At 70.1% G+C, this 19,015-nt stretch carries 19 protein-coding genes; 10 read left to right on the top strand and 9 right to left on the bottom strand.

What is annotated here, in order from left to right:
• Nucleotides 1-102 precede the first annotated feature (102 nt).
• From FHR82_RS29405 to FHR82_RS29395, 3 genes are all read left to right on the top strand, one after another.
• Nucleotides 103-870 carry a class I SAM-dependent methyltransferase gene (locus tag FHR82_RS29405; RefSeq protein WP_184813798.1) on the top strand — a complete coding sequence of 256 codons (768 nt, stop codon included), beginning with the start codon at nt 103-105 and terminating at the stop codon, nt 868-870.
• 272 nt (nt 871-1,142) lie between these two features.
• Nucleotides 1,143-1,667 carry a P-loop nucleotide/nucleoside kinase family protein gene (locus FHR82_RS29400; protein ID WP_184814149.1) on the top strand — a complete coding sequence of 175 codons (525 nt, stop codon included), beginning with the start codon at nt 1,143-1,145 and terminating at the stop codon, nt 1,665-1,667.
• A gap of 115 nt (nt 1,668-1,782) precedes the next feature.
• Nucleotides 1,783-4,386: an NPCBM/NEW2 domain-containing protein gene (locus FHR82_RS29395; RefSeq protein ID WP_184813797.1), complete on the top strand. Its 2,604-nt coding sequence runs from the start codon at nt 1,783-1,785 to the stop codon at nt 4,384-4,386.
• 45 nt (nt 4,387-4,431) lie between these two features.
• On the opposite strand, the gene FHR82_RS29390 is transcribed toward FHR82_RS29395, so the two are convergent.
• Nucleotides 4,432-5,940, bottom strand: a complete 1,509-nt coding sequence (locus FHR82_RS29390; RefSeq protein ID WP_184813796.1) for an alpha/beta hydrolase — start codon at nt 5,938-5,940, stop codon at nt 4,432-4,434.
• Between the two features lie 410 nt (nt 5,941-6,350).
• Here FHR82_RS29390 and FHR82_RS29385 point away from each other — a divergent pair, with 410 nt between their 5' ends.
• Both FHR82_RS29385 and FHR82_RS29380 read left to right on the top strand, forming a co-directional pair.
• Nucleotides 6,351-6,752, top strand: coding sequence for a hypothetical protein (locus FHR82_RS29385; protein WP_184813795.1), 402 nt, complete (start codon nt 6,351-6,353; stop codon nt 6,750-6,752).
• On the top strand, nt 6,749-7,030 hold the full coding sequence (locus tag FHR82_RS29380; protein ID WP_184813794.1) for a hypothetical protein: 282 nt from the start codon (nt 6,749-6,751) through the stop codon (nt 7,028-7,030). Before FHR82_RS29385 ends, FHR82_RS29380 begins: the two co-directional genes overlap by 4 nt.
• A 364-nt stretch (nt 7,031-7,394) precedes the next feature.
• On the opposite strand, the gene FHR82_RS29375 is transcribed toward FHR82_RS29380, so the two are convergent.
• From FHR82_RS29375 to FHR82_RS29360, 4 genes are read right to left on the bottom strand one after another with little or no spacing between them, the layout of a single operon-like run.
• Nucleotides 7,395-7,622: a choice-of-anchor I domain-containing protein gene (locus FHR82_RS29375; protein ID WP_184813793.1), complete on the bottom strand. Its 228-nt coding sequence runs from the start codon at nt 7,620-7,622 to the stop codon at nt 7,395-7,397.
• Nucleotides 7,583-8,023: a hypothetical protein gene (locus tag FHR82_RS29370; protein WP_184813792.1), complete on the bottom strand. Its 441-nt coding sequence runs from the start codon at nt 8,021-8,023 to the stop codon at nt 7,583-7,585. The genes FHR82_RS29375 and FHR82_RS29370 overlap by 40 nt, the downstream gene beginning before the upstream one ends.
• Before the next feature lie 26 nt (nt 8,024-8,049).
• Complete coding sequence (locus tag FHR82_RS29365) at nt 8,050-8,466, bottom strand: hypothetical protein (RefSeq protein WP_184813791.1); 417 nt, start codon at nt 8,464-8,466, stop codon at nt 8,050-8,052.
• Complete coding sequence (locus FHR82_RS29360; protein ID WP_184813790.1) at nt 8,466-10,187, bottom strand: PHP domain-containing protein; 1,722 nt, start codon at nt 10,185-10,187, stop codon at nt 8,466-8,468. Before FHR82_RS29360 ends, FHR82_RS29365 begins: the two co-directional genes overlap by 1 nt.
• A 190-nt stretch (nt 10,188-10,377) precedes the next feature.
• On the opposite strand from FHR82_RS29360, the gene htpG reads away from it, so the two are divergent.
• A complete protein-coding gene (gene htpG / locus FHR82_RS29355; protein WP_184813789.1) occupies nt 10,378-12,204 on the top strand; it encodes a molecular chaperone HtpG in 1,827 nt (608 codons plus the stop codon).
• Nucleotides 12,201-12,734, top strand: coding sequence for a GNAT family N-acetyltransferase (locus FHR82_RS29350; protein ID WP_184813788.1), 534 nt, complete (start codon nt 12,201-12,203; stop codon nt 12,732-12,734). Before htpG ends, FHR82_RS29350 begins: the two co-directional genes overlap by 4 nt.
• Here the strand turns inward: FHR82_RS29350 and FHR82_RS29345 are convergent.
• Nucleotides 12,719-13,612: an SDR family oxidoreductase gene (locus tag FHR82_RS29345; RefSeq protein ID WP_184813787.1), complete on the bottom strand. Its 894-nt coding sequence runs from the start codon at nt 13,610-13,612 to the stop codon at nt 12,719-12,721. The two genes, FHR82_RS29350 and FHR82_RS29345, sit on opposite strands and share 16 nt — an antisense overlap.
• Nucleotides 13,613-13,699: 87 nt before the next feature.
• On the opposite strand from FHR82_RS29345, the gene FHR82_RS29340 reads away from it, so the two are divergent.
• Entirely contained in the window at nt 13,700-14,272 is a 573-nt protein-coding gene (locus FHR82_RS29340) for a TetR/AcrR family transcriptional regulator (protein WP_184813786.1), read from the top strand.
• A gap of 45 nt (nt 14,273-14,317) precedes the next feature.
• Here FHR82_RS29340 and FHR82_RS29335 read toward each other — a convergent pair whose 3' ends face one another.
• On the bottom strand, nt 14,318-14,950 hold the full coding sequence (locus FHR82_RS29335; RefSeq protein WP_184813785.1) for a dienelactone hydrolase family protein: 633 nt from the start codon (nt 14,948-14,950) through the stop codon (nt 14,318-14,320).
• Nucleotides 14,951-15,023: 73 nt separating this feature from the next.
• Here FHR82_RS29335 and FHR82_RS29330 point away from each other — a divergent pair, with 73 nt between their 5' ends.
• Nucleotides 15,024-15,809 carry an RNA ligase family protein gene (locus FHR82_RS29330; protein ID WP_184813784.1) on the top strand — a complete coding sequence of 262 codons (786 nt, stop codon included), beginning with the start codon at nt 15,024-15,026 and terminating at the stop codon, nt 15,807-15,809.
• Here the strand turns inward: FHR82_RS29330 and FHR82_RS29325 are convergent.
• The gene (locus FHR82_RS29325; protein ID WP_184813783.1) at nt 15,801-17,171 is read right to left on the bottom strand and encodes an aminotransferase-like domain-containing protein; all 1,371 of its coding nucleotides are present in this window, start codon (nt 17,169-17,171) and stop codon (nt 15,801-15,803) included. The two genes, FHR82_RS29330 and FHR82_RS29325, sit on opposite strands and share 9 nt — an antisense overlap.
• 46 nt (nt 17,172-17,217) lie before the next feature.
• On the opposite strand from FHR82_RS29325, the gene FHR82_RS29320 reads away from it, so the two are divergent.
• Nucleotides 17,218-17,682: a carboxymuconolactone decarboxylase family protein gene (locus FHR82_RS29320; RefSeq protein ID WP_184813782.1), complete on the top strand. Its 465-nt coding sequence runs from the start codon at nt 17,218-17,220 to the stop codon at nt 17,680-17,682.
• Between the two features lie 87 nt (nt 17,683-17,769).
• On the opposite strand, the gene FHR82_RS29315 is transcribed toward FHR82_RS29320, so the two are convergent.
• Nucleotides 17,770-19,005 (bottom strand): ATP-grasp domain-containing protein, encoded by a 1,236-nt coding sequence (locus tag FHR82_RS29315; RefSeq protein WP_184813781.1) that lies wholly within the window; start codon nt 19,003-19,005, stop codon nt 17,770-17,772.
• Nucleotides 19,006-19,015: the final 10 nt, after the last annotated feature.

The raw sequence follows: 19,015 nt of genomic DNA, 5'->3' as shown, positions 1-19,015 counted from the left end.
TCAGTGTTCACCAACCAATCGATCGTGTGACGCGTCGCCCGTTTCGGCGGTACAGCGGGCGCGGGCGGCACTTTTAGGCTGGCTTCTCTTGGAGGTTCCCCGGTGACCAGTACCGAACAGGGACGGCGCAAGTACGACGCGCTCGCCGACCGCTACGAGGAGATCTACTTCTACGTCGCTGACATGGGACAGGAGCTGGTGTCGGCAGCGGGGCCACCGCCGGGCGCACGGCTGCTGGACGTCGGCGCCGGACGAGGGGCGGTCGCCAGGGCCGCGCTGGCGCGTGGCTGTGCGGTGACCGCGGTCGACGCGTCGGCCGGCATGGTGGCCCGGCTCGCCGACGACCACCCGGAGATGGTGGCGCGCCAGCAGGACGCGGGCGCGCTCGACTTCCCCGACGGGTCGTTCGACGTGGTGACCGCCGGGTTCCTGGTGCAGGTGCTCACCGAACCGGCGGCGGCGCTGGCGGAGTTCCACCGCGTCCTCGCACCGGGCGGCATGGTGGCGCTGTCACTCGAACGGCAGACGGTCGGCCGCCTCGGCTGGCTCCACGACCTGAACCGCGAGTTCTTCGGCGGCGAGAGCGGTGGCGACCCGCTGTCCCCGGACGGCCTGGACGAATTGCTCGTCGGGTCGGGTTTCGCCGCTCCGGAGCGGGCCTTGGTGAAGGTGCCGAAGGACATGGACGACCCGGCCGCGTTGTGGGACTGGCTCGCGCTGCAGGGCGTGCCGGAAGCGCTCGACTCACTGCCTGGTGGTGAGGCCGTCACGTTTCGCGAGCGCTTCTTCCGCGGTGCGGAGGAGATGCACCGCAACGGCGGTATCACGTTGGAGTTCGCCGCCACGCTTCATACGGCTGTTCGTTCGTAGTGCTGTGTCCATTTGCGTTGGCCGGGGTGGGTTCGTGGTTTGTTCTCGCCGGACGGGCTTTGCCTCCGGCGGCTCCTCGCCGGAGGGGCAGGTCTCTGGGATGGCAGGCACCCTCGGGTGTGGTGTGGGGCTTGCGCCCCCCGGCGTCTCCCGCACCCTCACGACATCCCGTTGTGCCGTGAAAGGCGCCTTCACGGCACAGGCCATGCTGTGAAAGGCGCGTTTAGGACGCTCACCGCCCTCAACGCGCCTTTCACAACACCGGCGATGCCCTGAACGCGCCTTTCACGGCACACCAGCCCACCCCGCCGGGCACCGGCAAGACGACGCTCGCCAGGCTCACGGCCGCGGAGCTGAAAGCCGCCCACCTCCGGATCGACGCCATCGAGGCGGCGGTCATCCGCAGTGGGCTGGCGGAGCCGCCGCTCGGTCCGGTTGGCTACGTCGTCGCGCACGAGGTTGCCGCGTCGTGTCTGGTCGTGGGTGCCTCCGTCGTGGTGGACGCGGTCTCGCCGGTGCCTGCGGCTCGGGCCGGCTGGCTGGAACTGGCCCGCGCGTCGGGGACGTCGGTGCGCCTGATCGAGGTCGTCGTGTCCGATCCGGCTGAGCATCGGCGTCGGGTCGAGGCGCGGCGCAGTGACGTCACCGGGCTGGTCGTGCCGACGTGGCGGCAGGTCACGGCGGTCGCGTACGAGCCGTGGGACGCCGGGCGTGACGGGCCGAGGCTCGTCGTCGCCAACGATGGGTCACCCGATGACGCCATGGTCAGGGTGCGGGCCTACTTGAGCAAGATTTGAGCAAACTTTCGCGCAAGTTGAGCGAAAGTCTTGTCTATAACCGACACATCCGGTACCCCTTGAACAGGAACCGCACAGAAGCGGTCACGTTCACACACAAAGCGTGGGGTTGCCGATGAAGTCCAGCCTTGCCACCGCCGCCACGCTCGCCGTGGCCCTGGCCGCCGCGTTACCCGTTCCCGCCACCGCCGCACCGCCCGGTCAGTGGACCGTCACCGGTCCGGACCGGGCCCTGACCGCGCAGGTCGCCCTCGACCAGGACGGCACGCCCACCCTGAGCGTCACCCACCTCGGCACGCAGGTGCTCGCGCCCGCGCCGCTCGGCCTGCACACCGCGGGCGCCGACCTGTCCCGCGGCCTCCACCTGGTGGGGGACCGCAGCCGTACGGTCGACCAGCGGTACACCATGACCACCGGCAAGCGCCGCGAGCGCGCGACCACGATGACCGAGCGGCGGCTGTCGTTCGCCGGAGACGGCGGTGCGCGCATCGACGTCGTGCTGCGGGTCGCGCCCGACGGTGTCGCCTACCGCTATGAGCTGCCCGCCGCCGAGGAGATCACCTCCGAGGCGTCCGCGTTCACGCTGCCGGCCGACGCGCCTGCCTGGCTGCTGCCCTACAACGCCTGGTACGAGGCCAACCGGGTCGCGACCACCGCCGGTGGCGCCGCTGCGGGGGACTTCGGCAACCCGTCGCTGTTCCAGGTCGGTGACAGCTACGCGCTGCTCACCGAGTCCGATGTGGACGGCCGGTACTCCGGCATGCGGCTGCGGCACGCGGCGGGCTCGTCCACCTACCAGGTGGTGCTCGCCGACGAGGCGGTCACCGCGCGGCAGACGCCATGGCGCACCGCGATCATCGGCGACCTCGGCGGTGTCACCGAGTCCACGCTGGTCGACGACCTCGCGACCCCCGCGAAGTTCCGCGACACGTCGTGGGTGCACACCGGCAAGGTCGCATGGTCGTGGCTGTCGGAGCACCAGAGCCCGTCGGACTTCGAGCGGCAGAAGGACTTCGTCGACTTCGCGGCCAGCAACGGCTGGTCCGCGGTGCTCGTCGACGAGGGCTGGAGCGCCGACTGGGTGCCCGCACTCGTCCGCTACGCCCGTGCCCGCGGCGTCGAGGTGTTGCTGTGGTTCCACTGGAACCGGCTCGACACGGCGGAGAAGCGGGACACGATCCTGCCGATGGTGAAGAGCTGGGGCGTGCGCGGCGTGAAGATCGACTTCATGGAGTCGGACTCGCAGGCGCGCTACCAGTGGTACGACGCGGTGCTCGCGAAGACCGCCGAGCTGCAGCTCATGGTCAACTTCCACGGCTCGACCATCCCGCACGGCCTGGCCCGCACGTGGCCGCACATCATGACCATGGAAGGCATCCGCGGCGCGGAGAACTACCCGCCCGCCGTGAACAACCCGGTGCAGGCGTTCACCCGCAACGTGGTCGGCTCGATGGACTACACGCCGGTGTCGCTCGACGTCGGCACCCACGAGGCGTCGGTCGCGCACGAGATCGCCCTGCCGGTCGTGTACGAGTCGGGCTGGACGCACTACGCGGACAAGCCGGAGGCCTACGAGCGGTACCCGGAGGCGCTGCGGTTCCTGAACCAGGTGCCGTCCGGCTGGGACGAGACCCGTTACGTGGCCGGGCACCCGAGCGAGGGCACCGTCCTCGCGCGCAGGTCGGGCGACCGGTGGTTCGTCGGGGCGATCTCGGTCGGCGCGGCGCGCACGGTGACCGCGCCGCTGGACTTCCTCGGCGACGGCACGTGGACCGTCGAGGTGGTGCGCGACGGTTCGGCGACCGAACGCGGTGACGTGGTGTGGTCGCGGCAGCGGGTGCGGGCGTCGGACACGCTGTCGGTCGACGTGCCCGCGAACGGCGGGTTCGCCGCGATCGTGTGCCGGGGGTCGTCGTGCTCGAAGCCGCTGCCGGACGTGCCCTCGGGTTCTGTCTCGGTGACGCCGTCCACTGTGGACGCGTCCGTGGGCTCGACGGTCGAGGTGACCGGGACCTTCACGCTGACCGATGGCGTCGCGAAGGACGTGCGGTTCCGCGCCGCCGCACCTGACGGCTGGCAGGTCGACGGGCCGGTGCTCACGCGGGCACGCATGACCGAGGGCCAGTCGCTGACCGGCCGCTGGACCGTCCAGGTCGGACAGTCGGCCGGGTACGTCGACGTGCCGGTGTACGCGGAGTTCCGCGCGCCGGACGGGTTGTGGTCGAAGCGGGTGCACGTGGCGGAGGCCGTGCGGGTGTTCGTGCCGCCACCGCCGCTGACCGGCACCCCGTACGTCAGCGACCTGACGTTCGTCAGCGAGACCAACGGGTGGGGCCCGGTCGAACGGGACCGCTCCGTGGGCGAGTCGGCCGGCGGCGACGGCAACCCGATCACGATCGGCGGCGTGGTGTACGACAAGGGCATCGGCACCCACGCACCCGCCGCGGTGCAGGTCTACCTGGGTGGCCGCTGCACCACGTTCACCGCGGCCGTTGGCCTCGACGACGAGACCACGCAACCGGGTTCGGTCACCTTCCAGGTCCTGGCCGACGACGCGGTGGTCCACGACAGCGGCGTGCTCCGGCCCGGCCCGGCGACCGCGGTGTCGGCCGACGTGACCGGCGCCCGGATGCTGACGCTGAAGGTCACCGACGGCGGCGACGGCAAGAACTTCGACCACGCCGACTGGGCTGACGCACGGCTGACCTGCCAGGGCTGACAGGAGGAGAAAGGGGCCCGGCGCGTGGCGCCGGGCCCCCTTCCGCTAACCGAGCCGGTACGGGCCGACCTCGGGATGGATCGTGCTGGTCTTGATCGTCGCCGGTCCTGAGGCCGGGACCTCCGTGGCCGGGCAGCGCAGGCCCCGCTTCGGCGGCTTCAGGTTGATCAGGTAGTCGTCGACCGCCTTGTTGACGCAGTCGCTCGGGCCACCGTTGCCGTACGCCGTGTGGCCCCAGCCCTCGTAGGTGATCAGGTGCGCGCCGCTCTGGTGTGCGGCGGTCAGGTTCCACTCGTACACGGTCGCCGGGTCGTGGACGTTGCCGATCATCACCAGCGGCGGCGCGTCGTCGATGTCCAGGCGCCGCTGCGGGTTCGTGGTCTCGGTGCCGCTGCCGACGCACGTCATGGCGTGGTCGACGTACGGGGACCACTCGACGTTCGGGAAGGCGCGGTCGAGCTTGCTCCGCAGGAGCTTGTAATGGCTGTAGTTCTTCACCGGGTACTGCCAGTCGCTGCACCAGATCGACGGGTACGGGATGTTCCTGATGTCGGCGGCGAACGAGACGACCGTCGTCGCGGTGCCGTCCCGCAGGTCGGCGAAGTACGTCGCGAGGCCACCCCACGACGCGGGGTTCATCACCGCGAACGCCGACGACGCCAGGGCGTAGAAGTCCATCGGCCGCCCGTCCGGGTCGGTGAGCGTCCCGGCCTTGGCCCGCTTCTTCAGGTCGGCGTACACGGCCTTGGTGTCCTTGCCGTACAGCGCGCACGTCTGCGTGGTGTCACACCAGTTCGCGAACTCCACGAAACCCTGCTCGACCGGTGCGGTCTCGCTGCGCATGAAGTCCCACGCCGTCCGCAGGCTGTGGTCCATGTTGCCGTCCATGACGAACGCGCGGATCCGGTCCGGGAACATCTCCGCGTACTGCTGGCCCATCAGGCTGCCGTACGAGTAGCCGACGTAGGTGAGCTTCTCCTCGCCGAGCGCGGCGCGGATCGCGTCCATGTCCCGCACGGTCGCGAGGTTGTCGACGTGCTCCGCGAGCCCGGCGGAGTTGGCGCGGCAGCTGTCGTGCAGCGCCCGGTTGACGCTCGCCAGGTGGTCGAACTCGGCCTGGCTCGTCGGGTGCTTCGCCGCGTCCGATTGCTGCGCGAGGTTCGCGTCGCACCGCAGCTGCGAGGAGTTGGTGATGCCGCGCGGGTCGAAACCGACCTGGTCGAACCGCGCGTTCACGGCGTCGGTGAACGTGTCGGACCCCTTCACCGACTCGACACCGGAACCACCAGGGCCACCCGGGTCCATGAGGATCGAGCCGATGCGGGCGGCCTGGTCCTTCGCGGGACGCCGCGCGAGTCCGATGTGGATTTTCTCCCCGTCCGGTTTCGCCCAGTCGAGCGGCACCTCGATGGACGCGCAGTCGACCTCCGGTGTGTCGGGACAGGGTTGCCAGTCGATGGCCGGTGCCGCCGCGGCCGTGCCCGGTGTGAGCGCGACCCCCGTGGCGACGAGCGTGCCCGCGAGCAACGCGACCAAGCTTCGTTTATGCGTCATGTGAGATCCCCCGATGTCATGATCTGCACGCTGTGTGCTGCCCATGATGCCCTCAGTTGCACTTCGCCGCCAGGAACCTGGGCAGCGGTGCCGTGGACGTCGACCGCTCGCCGGCGGGCAGCGGCGTGGGGAGCGCCTCCTCGGCCGCACGCATCACCTTGCGCCGCAACGACTTCCCGCCCGCGGGGAACGTGGTCCGTCGCCGCCCGCAGTCTTCGATCGGGTGGCGGTGGCGAAGTCCGGCCCGGTCCGCGCAGCCCTGCTGTTGATCTATGTCGGAAATTAACTGATAGGGGACGCTTCACGGAGGCAATTGACGTAGTCGGGTCCGGGTTCGTTGCGGTGTCGCGGGTGATCATGAAACACACTGCAGCGCGGACGTCGACGCGGGCGGCACGACTGTGGAGTTCGTGCTGCGGATCGGCGACCAGCTGATCATGGCGGACGACCCGAGCGGTGAGCTGGCGGGACTGCCGCTGGTCGTGGACGACGAGGACCCGGAGTCGTGCTGGGTGTCGGTCGTGACGTCGTTCGAGCTGTCGCTGGGCATCACGTTCCAGGTGGACTATCCGGGCGGCGACGGGTGCGCGGCCGGAAAGACAGAGCTGACAACGGTTCTGACGACACTGCACGACGCCCCGCCGCAGTACGAGCAGGTGGAAGGGACGGTGCTGACCGCCGACCCGTGCGCGATGGCCGACGAGAAGGCCTTGGTGACCGCGCTGGGGGAGGAGACGTTCGTGGAGCCGAAGGCCTGCACGAGTGCGACATCTGGACCGGTGACGGCACGAGCTACCCGCAGCTGTCGGTGAACTTCCACACCGGCCTGCCAGTGGCGGCGGAGGACGGTGACCCCGCCGGCCTCGGTGGCGGCGTGCCGGCGATCCAGGTGAAGGACGAGGACACGAGCACCGTCCGGTGCGCGGTGACCTGGCTGCGGGTGGAAACCCCGGTCGAGGACGAGGCGGACGGTTACGGCGAGCTGGTTTCCGTGTCGTTCAGCGGAGAACCGGACAGCGGCCTCGACGCCGCGACCGCCTGCGAGAAGGCGACCGCGGTCGCCAAGACCGTGGTTCCGTCGCTCGGCTAGTGCTGTGTCCACCAACGTTTGCCGGGTCCTGCGGCGGGGTCCGGCCAAGCCGACAATGATCGCCGTACCGGGGTGGGCTGGTGTGCCGTGAAAGGCGCGTTCAGAGCATGGCCAACGCCGTGAAAGCGCCTTTTCACAGCACAACGGACGTCGTGAGGGTGGGCAGGCGCCGGGGGGCGCAAGCCCCACACCACACCCGAGGCTGCAGGCAGACCACCGAAAGAGTCCCTGCCAAAGACCCCCGTTGCCAACCCAGGGAGCCATCCCAGAGACCTGCCCCTCCGGCGAGGAGCCGCCGGAGGCAAACCCCGTCCGGCAAGGACAAACCACGAACCCACCCCGGCCAACGTAAGTGGACACAGCACTAACTGATCGTGACGCGGAACAGCGTGGTCGTGCCGGAGACCTCGTTGGCCACCGCGACGAGCGGCGTCCTGGTCGGAGAGTCCTCGGCGGGGATGAACGTCAGGCCCTCCGGCCCGAGATCGCCCGCCTTCGCGAGGTCGCCGCCGTCCTCGACGGACTCCGCGAAGTCCCGGTTGTTCTCGTAGGTCACGAAGAACGGGTGCCGCGGGTCGGTGACGTCGTACACCGGTCGGTCTTGGTGGCCGACTCGATCGCGACCGCGCCGAGGCCGTCCGGCCGCACGTCGACCGAGTTGGCGACCGCGCCGACCGGGATCGTGGTGCCGTCCGCGGCCCGCACACCGACGGTGACCAGGTCGAACAGCTTCGCCGGGACCGCCGTGTCGGCCGCGTCGAGCACCTCGACCTTGGCCTGTGCCGCGTTGACCACGAACAGCCGCCGCGACCGGGGGTGGTACGACACGATCTCGGCGGCGCTCTCGTCGAAGATGCCGGTCGCGTACGTGCCGAGCGGTGCGAGACCGAGGTTCGTCCGGTAGTCGCGGTCACTCGCCGACGCCGGGACCGTGAGGCCGGCGACCGCGGCGACGAGCGCGCCGCAGGCCGCGACGCGTAAGAGGGAACGCAAGGAGTCCTCCGTTGTCCAGCGCTGACTCAGTGCCCACCACAGCACTGGTGGGGTTGTTCGATCTCACTCGGCCGCAGGACACCGCCCGCGGCCGGTTCGACGAGCAGGACGAGCCTGCCCGACTGGTATGTCGGCCGGAGGAAGCCGCGTGTGTCCACCGGGGTGTCCGGCGCGACCGGCACCCCGATCCCGACGACCTCGTCGATCTCCGACAGCGCGGTGATCGCCGCGGCCGGGTGCACGCCCGTCAGGCGGTCCTGCCCGGGGAACCGGACCGCCCGTGCCCCGTCGGGTGGGCCGTCCAGCGGGGCGTGCCCGCCCGTCGGCACACCCCTGGCGACGAGCACGGTCGTCGCCACCACGGCCGAGCGGTCCACGTGCGTGCACACCACGTCCGCGGCCAGTTCGTCCACACAGGAGCCCGCGGCGGACCACCACCCCATCAGACGACGTCCACGAACACCGGGTTCGCGTAGAACCACAGGTCCGACCACGGGTCGTCGTCGCCGAGCACGTCCATCATCGGGTTGCCCGCCGAGTCGAGGCGGTTGCCGTCGCTGCCCCGCAGCCGCAGGTAGAACGCGCGGTCCACGTTGCGGAAGACGTGCGTGAACCGGACCTTGCCCGTGGCGCGGCCAGGCACCGCGAACGTCTCGACGACCTTCGTCTCCGGCGCGGTCATCGCGTCGCGGTCGGCGGCCGGGCCAGTGACCGGGCCCGCGACCAGGTCGACCTTCGCGAGCTTCGGCACGGCACCGGCGAAGTTCGGGCGGCTCGCGAGGGTGACCTCGATCGTCACCTCGACGTCGGTGCCGCGCCGCACGAACGTGCGCCCGCCGGTCGACACGCCTCGGGTGTCACCGTCGGACTTCGCACGCACCCGCAGGTCCAGCCCGTCGATCAGCCTGCCGTGCACCGCGACCACCTTGCCGGCCCGCAGCCCGCGCATGATGTCCACATAGGACCGCGAGGTGGCGCCGACGAGCGTGCTGCTGTACTGGCCCGGCCAGAAGTCGCCGTACACCTGGCGCGTACCGGAGTCGACGGGTGCGCCGCGGCTGCCGGTCTGGTCGTGGTTCTGCGACCCCGGCACGAACGTGTCGGCGAAGTTCTGGTGGCTGTCGGAGGTCGCGGTGATCGTCCACGGCCTGCCCTCGGCGAGCATCGAGTCCCACAGGCCGCCGAGCTTCGCGGTCATCCAGTCGAAGCCGCCATAGCCGCGGTACGGGTTCTCGGTCGCGGTCGGCGCGTAGCCGGGGAAGCTGTCGGCGCCCGGCGAGCCGTCGTAGTAGCCGCGGCCTGCGCCCCGGCCGCCGTTGGCCGAGGTGATCGCGGCGGCCTGGTGACCGGGCGCGCCCTCCATGCCGATCGCCACGTCCGGGGCCGCGTCCCGCCAGCCGCGCAGCTCGTGTGGGCTGTCGACACCGCGGCGGGCCGGGTGGTTGGCCAGCATGAGCGCGATCTCGGTGCGGCCCGCGAAGACCTGCGCGTCGAGGTACCGCAGCGCGGCCAGCGCGTAGGGCTCGCCGTCGGCCGAGGTGGCGCGCTGGATGAGCCCCCGGCCGCCGTTCGCGACCGGCGTCGACAGGACGCCGCCGTCGTAGGCCGCCTCGAACGCGCGGAGGATGTCGACGGTGTCGCGGCCCGGCGGCAGGAACACCGTCGCGTGCTCCGCGCCCGGGATGTTCCACTCCAGGCCCTGGTAGACGAGGGTGTCGCGGTACTGCCTGCGTGCGCGCTCGATGTCCGGGGCGACCTGGTCGATCGAGAACTTCTGGTGCGCGACGCCGCCGTGGTCGGTGATCACGACCCAGTCGAGGCCGTACTCGCGCGCGTTGGCGACCTGCGTCGCGACCTCGTACTGCGCGTCGGGGGAGTACTTGGTGTGGATGTGGTGGTCGCCCGCGTACCAGCGGTCACCGGGTCGCCACGGGTTGCGCGGCCCGTGCTGGTGGTCGCCGCGATGGCCGTGGTCGCTGCCGTGGTCGTCGGCCGCCGCGGTGCCGGTGCCCACCGCGGTCGCCGCCGCGGCGACGCCCATGCCGGTGAGGAACCGGCGGCGCGCGACCGACAGCGGCCGGTCGTCGGCCTCGTCTCGCCAGCTGCCTGCTACCGGCTCGAGGTCGTGGTGATGGTGGTGCTCATGATCGTGTCCGGCGCCCATGCGGCTGCTCCATTCGTGCTGTGACCAGCGCGAAGTATTGCTTCGCTTGCATAAGCAAGAACCCTCCGTTGGACTGAACAGTGGGTGAACAGTGCCGAATCGGCTCGCTACGCTCGCCGGTGCGCAGCGCCCGGAGGCGACACCGTAAAATCGTGCGGTCGAAATTCTTGTTGATTGAGGGGGGACACCCGTGACTGCTGAGGCCGAGACGCTCGAGTTCCAGTCCGAGGCGCGCCAGCTGCTGCAGTTGATGATCCACTCGGTGTACTCGAACAAGGACACCTTCCTGCGCGAGCTCGTCTCGAACGCGTCCGACGCGCTCGACAAGCTTCGCCTGGAGGCGTTCCGCGACAAGGAGCTGGACGTCGACACGTCCGATCTCCACATCGAGCTGACCCCCGACCCGGTCGCCCGGACCCTCACCGTGCGCGACAACGGCATCGGCATGAGCCGTGACGACGTGGTCAACCTCATCGGCACCATCGCCAAGTCCGGCACCGCCGAGTTCCTCGCGAAGCTGAAGGAGTCGAAGGAGTCGCAGACCGGTGAGCTGATCGGTCAGTTCGGCGTCGGCTTCTACTCGAGCTTCATGGTGGCCGACAAGGTCACGCTGGTGACCCGCAGGGCCGGGACCACCGAGGGGGTGCGCTGGGAGTCGGCTGGCGAGGGCACGTACACGATCGAGCCGTTCGAGGACGCGCCCCAGGGCACCTCGGTCACGCTGCACCTCAAGCCGGAGGACACCGAGGACCGCCTCTACGACTACGCGGACAAGGCGAAGCTGACCGAGATCGTCAAGCGGTACTCGGACTTCATCACCTGGCCGGTCCGCCTCGGCGAGGACACGCTGAACTCGATGAAGGCCCTCTGGGCGCGCTCGGACGCGACCGAGGAGGAGTACTCCGAGTTCTACAAGCACATCAGCCACGACTGGCAGGCGCCGCTCGAGACGTTCCGGCTGCAGGCCGAGGGCACCTTCGAGTACCAGGCGCTGCTGTTCCTGCCCGCCAAGGCGCCGTTCGACCTGTTCATGCGGGAGCGCAAGCGCGGCGTGCAGCTGTACGTCAAGCGCGTGTTCATCATGGACGACTGCGAAGCGCTGATGCCGGAGTACCTGCGGTTCGTCAAGGGTGTCGTCGACGCGCAGGACCTGTCGCTGAACGTGTCGCGCGAGATCCTCCAGCAGGACCGGCAGATCGAGCGCATCCGGCGCAGGCTGGTGAAGAAGGTGCTGCAGACGGTCAAGGCGCTGCCGTCGGAGAAGTACGAGACGTTCTGGGGCGAGTTCGGCAAGGCGGTCAAGGAGGGCCTGCTGGACGACGTGGAGAACCGCGAGGCGATCCTGGAGATCTGCTCGTTCGACTCCACCCACGCGGCGGAGGGCCAGACGAGGCTCGCCGACTACGTGGAGCGGATGAAGGAGGGCCAGGAGGAGATCTACTACCTCACCGGCGAGTCCCGCACGGCCGTGGAGAACTCGCCGCACCTGGAAGCCTTCCAGGCCAAGGGTTACGAGGTGCTGATCCTGACCGACCCCATCGACGAGATGTGGGTCGACGCCGTACCCGAGTTCAGCGGCAGGAAGTTCCAGTCGATCGCCAAGGGTCAGGTCGACCTCGAGGACGAGAAGGACCCCGAGCAGGAGAAGGAGTTCGAGGGCCTCCTCGGCTGGCTGAAGTCCACTTTGGACGAGCAGGTGAAGGAGGTGCGCCTGTCGTCGCGGCTGACCACCTCACCCGCGTGCATCGTCGGCGACACCTACGACCTGACGCCGACGCTGGAGAAGATGTACCGCTCGATGGGGCAGCCGATGCCGCAGATCAAGCGCATCCTCGAGCTGAACCCGAAGCACGAGTTCGTGCTCGCGCTGCGGGACGCCCAGGCTGCCGAGAAGCCGGACCTCGCTGAGGTCGCCGAGCTGCTGTACGGCATGGCCCTGCTCGCGGAGGGCGGCGACCTGGCCGACCCGTCCCGCTTCACGAAGCTGATGGCGACGAGGCTGTCGAAAACCCTGTGATACTGCGGCGTTTCACCTCGGCGGACGTCGACGGGCTCGCCCGCCTGCACGGCGACGCCGAGGTGATGCGGTACATCGGGGACCCGGAACCGCGGGCAGTGGTCGAGTCGTCGACCCTGCCCGCGATCCTGCGTGAGTACGTGGACCTGCCCGCCGGGATGGGTCAGTTCGCCGCGGACGCACCGGAGTTCATCGGCTGGTTCTCCCTGCGGCCCGCGACGAGCGTGGGCCTCGACCCGGGTGACGTCGAGCTGGGCTACCGGCTGTTGCCGTCGTGCTGGGGCCGCGGCCTCGCCACCGAGGGCGCGCGCGTCCTGGTGCGGCGGGCGTTCGAGGAATTGGGACTACCCCGGGTGGTGGCGACGACGATGGCGGTCAACACCGGTTCCCGGCGAGTGCTGGAGAAGGCCGGGCTGCGCCACGTGCACACGTTCCACGGCGACTGGCCGGACCCACTGCCGGGCGCGGACGAAGGCGATGTCGTCTACGCGCTGAACCGGCGGGAATGGCGTGATCAGCCGGAGAAGTAGCTGCCGAGGTCGTCGAGAAGTCCCGGCCCGGCGGGCACCCAGCCGAACCGCTCCCTGGTGAGCTCGGCGGACGTCGGGTTGTCGATCCCGACGAAGCCGGCCAGCCACCCGAAGTGAGTGGGCGCTTCGTCGGCCGGGATGCTCACGGTCGGCAGACCCAGGTGCCGCCCGATGCCCTCGGCGATCTGCCGGAACGGCACCCCCTCGTCGTCGACGGCATGCAGCCGCGTGCCGGCCGGCGCCTCCTCCAGTGCCAGACGGTAGAGGCGGGCGGCGTCGAGGGTGTGGACCGAGGGCCAGCGGTTGGCACCGTCGCCGAGATACCCGGACCGTCCAGCGGCACGAGCGGCAGCGATCAGCGTCCGGACGAAGCCGGTCGTGTCGAGCGTGCTGTGCACAACGGGCGGCAGCCGGACAACAGAGGGCCGGACCCCACGCCCGGCGAACGCCGTGAGCACGTTCTCGGCGTCGATCCGCGCCCCGGAGCCGAGCACGTCGTCCTCGGTGCCAACGCGGTTCAGCCCGGCGAGCATGGCCGTCCCGGAGGTTCCGACGAAGGGCGCGCCGGAGCCCTCGAGTCCCTCCGCGAGCGCCCGCACAGCAGCGAGATCGGCGTCGACCGCACCCGAGTAGTCGCCGGTGGCCAAGAGGTCGTGCTTGAAGGCGAGGTGCACCACACCGTCCGAGGCGGCGGCCGCCTCGCGGAGCCCGTCGAGGTCGTCGAGGTCACCACGCCGGACGTGGGCACCCCAGTCGGCGAGGACGGCGGCGGAGGCGTCGGATCGAGCGAGCCCGACGACGGAGTGACCAGCCTTGAGCAGCTCAGGGACGACGGCGGAGCCGAGGTGCCCGCTGGCACCGGTGACGAAGACACGCATTGAGAGATCCTCCTCAGTGATGACACTTGGTGTCGTAACCAACGCTAGCACTGACGACACCAAGTGTCATCACGCTAGGCTGGCCCCATGGCTCGATGGGAACCGAACGCGCAGGAGCGGCTGACGCAGGCCGCGCTGGAGCTGTTCGTCGGCCAGGGCTATGACAGGACCACGGTCGCGGAGATCACCGATCGAGCGGGCCTGACGAAGCGGACGTTCTTCCGGCACTACGCGGACAAACGCGAGGTCCTGTTCCTCGGCCAGGACCAACTGACCCGCCTGTTCACCGACGCGATCAAGGCCGCCCCCACCGGGGCCACACCGCTGGACGCGGTCACGGCGGCACTGGAGTCGGCAGCGGCGGTGTTCGGCCAGGACCGGCGCGAGTTCGTCCGGCAACGCCAGTCCGTCATCGACGCGAACGACGACCTGCGAGAACGCGAGCTGCTCAAACTGGCCCGACTGACGGCGGCCATGGCGACCGCGCTGCGCGAACGCGGAGTGGCCGACCCGACGGCAGGCCTGGCAGCCGAAGTAGGAAGCCTGGCCTTCGTGCGAGCCTTCGAGCGATGGGTGTCCCCGTCGTGCGAAGAGAAGTTCGCCACCCTGGCACGAGAAGCGCTGGCAGAACTGAAAGCAGCAGCGGCAACCCTCGCCTGAGGGGCAGAAAGCCCACCGCCCGGGGTCAAAGCGAGCTGCGGCGACTCAGGCCCGCAACGCCCCGGTGAACCAGTCCGCCGCCTGCGCGGCGACCTCCTCCAAGGTCCCGGGCTCCTCGAACAGGTGCGAAGCCCCGGGGACGACCCGCATCTCCGAAGGCGCCGAAAGCACATTCCGGGCCCGCTCGTTCAGATCCGCCACCATCGGGTCGAACTCACCCACGATCAACAGCGTGGGCGAACGAACCTCGACCAGAGCGGCGCCGGCCAGATCGGGCCGGCCACCACGACACACCACCGCCCGCACCGCGGAAGGCCGGGCAGCAGCCGCCACCAAGGCGGCCGCGCCGCCGGTGCTGGCGCCGAACAGCCCCAGGGCCAACCGAGCCGTCGAAGGCTCCGCGGTCAACCGGTCGATCGCCCCGACCAACCGCTCCGCCAGCAGAACGATGTCGAACCGAGGCCCACCGTCCGCCCGGTCCTCCTCTGCTGTCAGCAAGTCCATCAACACCGTGGCCAGCCCACGCCGGTTCAGCTCGTCGGCCACCGCCCGGTTGCGAGGACTGTGCCGCGAACTCCCACTCCCATGTGCGAACAACACCACCCCGTACGCACCGTCCGGCACAACCACGTCCGCGTCGAGGTGCGCGCCCGCCGTGTCGAGTACCAGCTGCGTCATGGCACGGGCCTACCCGGGCCGGAGGTGCCTAAACCGATCGCGCCGGGCGAAGAGCGCTGCGATCATCCTCGCCATGGAGGAGCAGTTCGACGTGCGGGCGGCCGATCTCGGCGCCCTCAACTCGATGACCAAGTACCCGTCGATCCCGACCTACCACGCGCTGGACCCCGGGAACGGCAGCCTGATCGAGGACGACACCGTCGCGTTCCCGGGTCCGGTGCTCGGCACCGAGAAGGTCGACGGCACCAACTCGCGCATCATCTCCTTGCCGGACGGGACTTTCCTGCTGGGCAGCCGCGAAGAGCTGTTGTACGCCAAGGGTGACCTGATCTGGAACCCGGCACAGGGCATCGTCGCGGCACTGCGGGAGGTGGCCTCGGGACTGGCGCCGGTCACCGACGACTGCGTGCGGGTGCACTTCCTCGAGGTCTACGGCGGCAAGGTGACCGCCGCGAGCAAGCAGTACACCGGTGCCAAGGCGGTGGGTTTCCGCCTGTTCGACGTGGCGGTGATCCCGGACCACCGCGCTGTGCTGCGGCAGGACGCGGCGGCGATCTCCACCTGGCGCGACGGCGGCGGCCAGTCGTACCTCGACGAGGACGCGCTCGCCGGCACCGCGGCGCGGGACGGCTTCGCGCTCACCCCGCGACTGTTCCAGGTGGATGGTACGGAGCTGCCGAAGGAGCTGGACAAGACCAGGGCCTTCCTCGCCGAGCACCTGCCCGCGACGCGGAGCGCGCTCGACGACGAGGCGGGTGGCCTGCCGGAGGGCATCGTGCTGCGCAGTCCGGACCGGGCCGTCATCGCGAAGGCGCGGTTCGGCGACTACGACCGCACGCTGCGCCGCCGGTCACGGTGACACGTCCCGCAGCACGCCCCGCAACGCGGCCAGCGCACCGCCGAACGACGCCTTCGACGAGGCCGCGTAGCCGATCATCAGGCCGGTCGACGGGTCCGTGGTGCGGATCGCGTGCGGGCTGACCGGTTCGATGGTCAGTGAGTGCCGTGCGGCCGAGGCGGGTACCGCCGCCTCGGCCGCCGCGGACAGCGGCACGAACAGCGCCAGCCCGGCTGGGATCCCGCGTGGCGTCAGGTGCGCGGGCAGCGCCGCCGCGAGCCGGTCCCGCCGCGCCCGGTACTCCAGCCTGCACCTGCGCACGTGCCGGTCGAACGCACCGGAGCTGATCAGGTCGGCCAGCGCGAGCTGGTCCAGCATCGGCGGCTGCACACCGGTGCTCTCCAGCGCGGCGATCACCGGATCCACCAGGAACCTCGGCAGCACCAGCCACCCGAGGCGCAGCGACGGCGCGAGAGTCTTGCTGGCCGTGCCCGCGTACACCACCCGCTCGGGCGCGAGTGCCTGCAGCGCGCCGACCTGCTGGCGGTCGAAGCGGAACTCGCCGTCGTAGTCGTCCTCCACGATGACCGCGCCGGAGCGGGCCAGTGCCGTGCGGCGGCCGGGCGCCATCGTGACCCCGAGCGGCGCCTGGTGGGCCGGGGTGACGACCACCGCGGGGCTCGACAGCCGGTCGACCACCAGCCCCTCGTCGTCCACCGGCACGCCGACGACCTTCTGCCCGGCGACCGCCGCGAAGTGCCGGAACCGGTCGATCGACGGGTCCTCGAACGCGGTCTCGGTCATGCCGAGGTCGGCGAACGCGCGCCCCAGCACGGTGATGGCGTGCGTGAAGCCCGCGACGACCACGATCCGCGCCGGGTCAGCCAGCACGCCGCGGCTGCGGCCGAGGTACGCGGCGAGCATCGTGCGCAACACGAGTGACCCGCGCTGCTCGCCGTAGCCGAAGATCTCGTGCGGTGCGTTGGTCAGCACCCGCCGGGTCGACGTCAGCCACTGGTCACGCGGGAACAGCGACACGTCCGGCCTGCCGGCCAGGAGCGTCCAGCGGCGCGTCGTCCCCGGCGTGTACGCGGGGTCCGGCGACGACAGCGGCGCCGCGCCCGCGGTCGCGACCCTGGTCGGCGCGCCCTGGCTGGTCCGCAGGTAGCCCTCGGCGGCGAGGTCGGCGTACACGCGGGTGACCGTCCCCCTGGCGACGCCGAGGTCGGCGGCGAGCGCGCGGGTGGACGGCACGACGGAGCCCGGCCGCCACCGGCCGTCGCGGATCGCGGCGCGGATGGCGTGCGCGAGCTGGGTGCGCCCGCTGCCCGGCGTCCAGTCCAGGTGCGCGTCGACCGACGAACTGGTCCACGAATCTGCCATGAAACTGGACTCTACGCGTGGACAAGTGCGAGCTAGTGTCGATCACATGACACAGCGCATCTCGATCATCAAAGGCATGACCGGCCCGTTCGACGCCCTCAACACCATGGCGGGGGTGGTCGCGAAGGCCGCGGCGGTCGCGGGCGTGGACACGAAGCTCCTCGAACTCGTCAAGGTCCGCGCCTCGCAGATCAACGGCTGCGCGTACTGCCTCGACATGCACACGGCCGACGCGCTCAAGGAGGGTGAGGACGCCAGGAGGCTGCACGTGCTCGCCGCGTGGCGCGAGACCGACCTGTACACCGAGCAGGAGCGGGCCGCGCTCGAGCTGACCGAGGTGCTCACCCGCCTCGCGGAGACGAACGACGTGCCGGAGGACGTCTACGAGTTCGCCACGAAGGTGTTCACCGAGTCGCAGTACCAGGCGGTCGTGTGGATGGTGATGGTGATCAACGCCTACAACCGGATCGTCCTCCCGGGCCACTCGAAGCTGCCGAAGAGGACGGCGTGACAGCCGCCACGCCGCGGGAGCGGCTCACCGGTCTCAGCGCCTGACGAGCGCGCCCGCGATCCGGGCCGGGCACGATCGCCCAGGTCTTCAGGTTCCGGTGTTCTCCTCGACCCACAACCGCAGCAGGCCGCGGAAGTGCGCGACGAACCGGTCGTGCTCGGAGACCGGGTAGGTCGACCGCACGGTCGACACGAGCAGCTCGTCGAACGCGGGCGACACCACCCAGTCCCGCACCAGGTCATCCACATGCGACAGTGTGGTCGCGCAGAACTCGTGGTACCGCTCGGTTTCGAAGTAGTCGTCGGCCAGCTTCCGGTACTCGGCCAGCTTCTCGTCGTAGGTCCGCTCCGAGTCCGCGACCGCGAAGTAGTTGTGGGTGTCCAGGTCCAGCCGCGGCGTGCGGCCCGACACCGCGCAGAACACCGACCACTTCAGCAGCGAGGAGATCGCCCACGGGAAGTAGTAGTGCAGCGACGTGATCGAGATGTCCGGGCACGCGTTGGCGTAGTCGATCGGGTGCACCGACCCGTCGACCACCAGGCTCTCGCACGAGTTGAACTCCCAGCGGAAGAACGCGTTGATCAGCCGCGAGATCGTCAGCACCTCGTCACCCACCTCGGGTGACAGGAAGCCGTGGGCCACCGCGTACCGGTGGTGCATCGGCTCGTCCGGCTGGAACTTCATCACCATGCTGTCCGGGCCGATCGTCAGCGACCGCGCGAACACGTCGTAGCCCTCGACCGATGCCTGCAGGTGCATCAGCATCTCGCCGGACTCGTCGTACGCCCGGTGCAGGGTGCGCGGGTCCTTGACGCGGGACACGCCGCGCCACGCGCCGCCGTCGTAGGGCTTCATGTACATCGGATAGCCGATCCGCCCGGCGATCTCGTCGAGGTCGAACGGCTGGTTGTACCGCTCGGCCGTGTAGGCGTAGCGGGCGTTGTCGACGGGGTTCTTGTACGGCACCAGCCACGTGTCCGGCACCTTCAGCCCCAGCCGGATCATCGCGCAGTACGCGGCGTGCTTCTCCATGGACTGGAACGTGAACGGGCTGTTCAGCAGGTACACGTCGTCCATCAGCGCGATCTTCTTCAGCCACTCGCGCGGCACGTAGTACCAGTACGCGAGCCGGTCGATCACGAGGTCGTAGCGGGGTTTCGCGCGCAGGTCGAACGGCTCGATGGTGATCCGCTCGGCGCGCAGCGTGTGCTCGCCGCCGCCCGCGCGCACCGGGCCGAGCCGTCGCAGCAGTTCCTCGAACGCGCGCGGCCAGTCCTCCTCGGTGCCCAGCAGGAGGCCGAGCAGGTGTTCCGTACGGTCCACGTGATCCTCC

Source organism: Actinophytocola algeriensis (assembly GCF_014203735.1).
In the GTDB taxonomy this organism is placed as follows: Bacteria; Actinomycetota; Actinomycetes; order Mycobacteriales; family Pseudonocardiaceae; genus Actinophytocola; species Actinophytocola algeriensis.
The sequence above is the reverse complement of the archived record's forward strand: the minus strand, read 5'-3'. Positions and strand labels throughout refer to the sequence as shown.